Genomic DNA, 4481 nt, shown 5'->3' on the forward strand with positions numbered 1-4481 from the left:
ATGCTTTTGCCGATTACGTCACGCTGAGCGGCAACGTGAGTATCTACCTTAATTTCAAATCAATTATTGACACCTTCACCTTCAAGGTGAATGGCGGCAAGTGGAGCGATGGCAAGACTGACGATAAGACCACCACAGCGCTTCGCGGATCTGCCATTACGACACCGGGCACGCCAACGCGCACCGCAACGGCTGCATACACCTATACGTTCGCTGGTTGGAACACCAGTTCTACAGCAACAACGGGCAGCACGTCCCTCGGTAACGCCAATGGTAATGCGACCTATTACGCTATATGGACTGCAACTAAGATCCAGTACACCATAACGTGGAAGCTATCGGGTGCAGGGGCGCATTGGGACGACAACGCAAACGACACCAAAGATAAGACCACGAGCGTTGCATACGGTGACACACCGACAGCACCCGCTACTCCAAAGCGCACTCAGACTAACGAGTATACCTACACGTTTGCTGGCTGGACGCCTGCGATCAGCACTGTGAGCAAGGCTGCGACTTATACCGCCACCTGGACTGAGACCAAGCGCGAATACACCATTACATGGAAGCTATCAGGGACAGGTTCGTATTGGGGCACCAATACCAAAGATACTGCCAATAAGACCACAAGCGTTGCATATGGCGAGGTTCCGAAAGCTCCAGCAACACCCGCACGTACTCAAACAGCTGAATGGTCCTATACCTTCAATGGTTGGACACCTACCGTAAGCGCGGTCAGTGGCGATGCTGCCTATACAGCATCATGGACCGAGACCAAGCGCAAGTATGACATCATGTGGGACGTTAAGACGAACGGGGGCTATTGGAGCGAGGGGAACGGCCAGAGCAATGAGGATACGCTCCAGAAGGGCGTAGAGTACGGAACCAAGCTAACGGCTGCTCCTGGGCATGGCGATCCTTATCTTTCGCACAGAACATTCCTGGGTTGGTCAACCTCGCCGACCGGAACTCCCTCAAAAACAGTAACCGTTACTGGTACGGCTCGCTATTACGCCATTTGGGGCTTGCCCTATGGCTTTACCGTCGATCCGAACGGCGGTGAATTCAAGGTGGCAGACCTCGGCCTTGCTGGGCGCACCTCTCAGTACCTTTGGACAAATAACTTCCGGGTCATTGGCAATACGCTGCGCTTCAATGTGCGCAAGGCAGATGGCACCTTCACACCAGTTACTACGGTAAGCGCATCGAATATGGAGCGACCTGGCTACACGCTTTCGGGCTGGTACTGGGGTGGCAGCGGTGTAAGCAACGAGAGTACCAACGAGGGCCTCAAAGCGCCCGGCGCCACCTACTGGGCACAGTGGAAAGAAAACAACGTCACCATCAAGTATCAGGTAGGAACAGCTGGTGGCGGCAACGTGTCACGGGCAAGCGAGACCGTGGGAGCCAGAAGCGGCACGGCCCAAGGCTCAACTCCCATCCATAAAGCCGGTTGGCACTTCGTCGGCTGGAACACGAAGGCTGACGGCACGGGCACCACTTTGGCAACCGACGAGACCAAGGCGTGGGCGCCTGCCAAGCAAGCGGTCTCTGGCTGGGACTACAGCCTGAACGTGGAAGGCACCTACTACGCCATCTTCGCGCCCAACGAATACACCATCGAGCTGCGCAAAAACGATGGCACAGGAGAAGACGGCCACGGAGCGCTGGTGGCCACGATCTCGGCTCAATACGACAGGCCCTGGACCATCCAAGCCGGGCATGTGCCCGATCGCCGTGGCTTCTACTTCCTCGGCTACAGCACGGCAGATGACCACCAGAGCAACCCCTGGTTCGATATGCGCCCAGCATCTGGCAGCTTTGCGGATAAGACCTTCACGCATAATCTCACCACCGCTGAGGACGCGGATGGCAACTGGGATCGCACGACGAAGGTGGTGCTCTACGGTGTGTGGAACGAGAGCCGCTACACCATCGTCTTCCACGAGAACTGGGGAGACGACACAACGGGTACCGGCAGCGTGCCTGCGCGCATCGATGCGCTCTATACCCAGCAAGTGGTGATCCCTACGAACGACCTTGCGCGCACCGGGTACAACTTCGCGAACTGGAACACGCAAGCCGACGGCTCTGGCACTACGTATAAGACGCGCGGTTCCTACACCCACGTAGGACTTGACGCCTTCGATGATGCGAACGTGCGGGGAGCGACCGTGCACCTCTACGCTCAGTGGGATGCCAACCAATACATCGTGCACTTCGATCCTAACATCTCGATATCGGACCCCGAAGACAAAGGCGAGTGGCATATCGAAGCAGGAGATGAGGTCATACTCGCCCAGTATGGCCAAGAGGTGCCGATCGAGACGGTGTTCAGCCGCCCGGGATATGAGTTCGTGGGTTGGAGCTTCGAGAAGAACGTGGCGGCCGATGAACATGACACGCCCATCGTGGACTTTGCGATCAAAGAGGATGGCACCTTCGATCCTGCCGCCTTCAAGAACCTGACCACGGACAAGCTGGGGCTCGTGCGCCTCTACGCTCAGTGGAAAGGCGGCGCGTACACCGTCGTCTTCGATGGCAATGCGAGCGCGGACAGGCCCGTTGAGGTGGGGCCTGCGGGGGCTCTGGATGAACTTGAGATGCGCTTCGGTGTGGCGAAGAGGCTTCCCGCGAACACCTTCGTGTGCAAAGGCTACACCTTCAAGGGCTGGAACACGAAGGCTGACGGCACAGGTGAGGCGTATCTCGATCAAGCGCTCGTGCAGGATATCCCGGGGGTCAAGGACGGCAAGGTGACGCTCTTTGCCCAGTGGTCGCCGGTCTTGAGCCTGACCTCGCCTATCGATGCCTGCATCGAGGTCTACATCGATGGCATGGATATGTATGTCTATGAGGTGCGCGCAGGCCAGACGGGCAAGTGGCCAACGGACACGCCCAACGGAGATGGCACCAAAGACGACCATGAGGATCAGTTCGAGCACGGACAAGCCGCTCTTGAGTCGCGCACGCCAGCGAAGCTCTTCATCGAGCAGATCGACTGCATCCCCAACCTCGATCCAGACGAGGGCATGGCGCGCATCTTCCCCATAGATGGCACGCCGGCACTCGATAGCTGGGAGGACTTCGAGCTTGAGTTCACGGCCTTAAACGAGAACACGGGCAAGCGGGTGAAGGTGGCAACTGAGTTCGGCAACTCCTATGCCTTCGTGGCAGGGGCCAACAACAACTACTTCATACCGGCATACGACGCTGCGACCAACACGCCGGGCACGCTCGACTACACGCTGCTGTTGCGCATCCCGGAGAGCAAGGCCAAACAGCCCAACACCGTGCGCTACTCAGAGGGGCCGGTAAAGATCGCCACCCTCATGTTCACCTGCCGGGTGGCTGACTAGCAAAGACCCTGCATGCAAACCCTGCGAAGAGCGAGGGCTCGCTCTTGCTCTTCGCAGATACACCGCAACCGATACACCCAGACGAGAAAAGGGACGGACAGACAACCATGACAGCAAACGACATGAACAACAAGAAGGCCACCATCGACGAGCGCGCCCGCGCCGCATCGAGCCAACCAGTCACACCGCGAGGCGGTTTTGCCAAGACAGGCGCTCCCCGCGCAGGTGCGCCCGCACAAGGCGTGCGGGCAGGTGCGGGCGTGCCCCATGCAAGCGCGATCGCCAATGGATCGGCGCCCTCGAACACGCGCAAGAACGTGATCGTGGTGCTCGCGCTCGTCATAGCAGCCCTGCTCATCTGGCTGCTCGTGTGGCTGTTCGCCTGCAACGGATCGTCTCTGTTCGACCCGTCGGCGCAAACAGGGCAAGCGCCGTACAAGACCGACGAAGAGATACAGGCAGAGCTTGACCGGGTGGTCGAAGAGGGCATGTTCAACATCTCCATCGCAAGCGTCATCCAGTTCGATGGCTCCGAGAACTCAGGCACCGCCTACATCGAGAACGTCCCTGGCAACCGCTACAACATGCGCGTTGCCATAACTGACGACGAATCTGGCGAGACGATCTATGAATCGGGGGTCTTAAAGCCCAACCAATACATCGAGAAGATCGCGCTCACGCACGACCTGGACCCCGGCATGCACGAAGCAACGGCGGTGTTTACCGCTCTTGACCCTGACACCAACGAAGAGACGGGCAAAGCTGCCGCCAAGGTCACCTTGAACGTGATCGAGGGCTAAGGATGCGCGCTCGCGCGAATGTGCGCGACGCAAACACAGGTATCACGCGGCAAGGGCGCCGCTGGATATAAGCAAGGACAGAAGAAAGTGGCTTGAAACTAAAGGAGGATGAAGCCATGAAGAAAGCAAGCAAGGCATGTGCTGCGATGGCACTGTCAGCCGCGTTGGCGATGGGCACGGCCCTACCCGCATTCGCAACCGACCCCTATAAGCCAGGTGAGGGAACAGGCGGTACGAGCTATGACCCCACAACGTGGGACCCCAACGACCGCGAGACCTTCCCGAGCATCGGCACCGATGGCACCGATCAGGAGATGTCTGA

At 58.4% G+C, this 4481-nt stretch carries 3 protein-coding genes; all 3 read left to right on the top strand.

Annotation, left to right across the window (positions count from 1 at the left end):
* On the top strand, window positions 1-3359 hold a 3359-nt coding region (locus NFR19_RS08695), incomplete at its 5' end, for an InlB B-repeat-containing protein (protein ID WP_251213401.1).
* Window positions 3360-3466: 107 nt separating this feature from the next.
* Entirely contained in the window at window positions 3467-4159 is a 693-nt protein-coding gene (locus tag NFR19_RS08700; RefSeq protein WP_251213402.1) for a hypothetical protein, read from the top strand.
* 116 nt (window positions 4160-4275) lie between these two features.
* A partial coding sequence (locus NFR19_RS08705) for a hypothetical protein (RefSeq protein WP_251213403.1) occupies window positions 4276-4481 on the top strand: 206 nt, incomplete at its 3' end.

The organism is Adlercreutzia murintestinalis (assembly GCF_943192905.1).
GTDB classification, from domain to species: Bacteria; Actinomycetota; Coriobacteriia; order Coriobacteriales; family Eggerthellaceae; genus Adlercreutzia_A; species Adlercreutzia_A murintestinalis.